Annotated in this window: 1 protein-coding gene and 1 pseudogene; one reads left to right on the top strand and one right to left on the bottom strand. The window is 32.3% G+C overall.

The window, feature by feature from the left end:
* Positions 1 to 183: 183 nt before the first annotated feature.
* Positions 184 to 423, bottom strand: a complete 240-nt coding sequence (locus ACIR310F_RS0119690; RefSeq protein ID WP_028085306.1) for a hypothetical protein — start codon at positions 421 to 423, stop codon at positions 184 to 186.
* Between the two features lie 273 nt (positions 424 to 696).
* Between ACIR310F_RS0119690 and ACIR310F_RS27165 the strand changes: the two are divergent.
* Positions 697 to 847: pseudogene (locus ACIR310F_RS27165) on the top strand (Uma2 family endonuclease); the annotation flags it as partial.

The following is an 847-nucleotide window of genomic DNA, read 5'->3' as shown; positions in this document are numbered from 1 at the left end:
CAAATCAGTTATGTTCATTGGATGGAAGATATTATGAAATGTTGACATTTTTACCCTTGATAATACTACATATACTTAAATATGTAAAGTTTTGTAACGACATTCAACATTTCTGATTACTAGGAAGATTATCTAATTGTTTCTGAATAGATTTAGTAATAATAATCTCGTAAGTCATAGTATCTATTTTTTCTGATTTAGATACTGTTGAAAAGTCATATATTCCCCATTCGCATATTCATCACGGACTAATTGAATTTCTTTTTTAGTCTCTTCATCTTCTCGCCAATCATCTTCTTCAGCATCAGCAATAGCTTCATCAAGAATCAGCCAAAGTTGTTGTTTTTCTGATAAACTTAGTGCATTTAAAGAGTTAATTAGTAACTCCATCGGAATGAATAGATTTAATCCAGTTTGTGACATGGCTTTTATCATCATGCGATCATTATTCTACATTATATCAAATGATGGTGGATTAGTCTATAAAAACCCTGTATCTGTTCACATCATCTCACCCAACCATCACCAACTATCATGTAAATAAGAGAAGACAATAGAACCATCACAGATACACCTGAAAACATTCACCTCACCAGAGAAATGTAAGTATATTTAGCTACTAAATAGATTTAGCCACCTACATATACACCTGACCATGAGTTATAATCAAGATAAAGTCATAACCATAAAATTACTATGACTATCCAAACCTTAAACAAAACCACCACAATTTCCGAACAGCGATTTCTTCTACCTGGTTATTACACCTGGAAGGAATTTGAAATAATAGAAACCTTAACCGCAGATGCAGGAAATTTGCGGTTAACTTATCTTGATGGCTACATCG

Origin of the sequence: Dolichospermum circinale AWQC310F (assembly GCF_000426925.1) — a bacterium.
In the GTDB taxonomy this organism is placed as follows: Bacteria; Cyanobacteriota; Cyanobacteriia; order Cyanobacteriales; family Nostocaceae; genus Dolichospermum; species Dolichospermum circinale.
The sequence above is the reverse complement of the archived record's forward strand: the minus strand, read 5'-3'. Positions and strand labels throughout refer to the sequence as shown.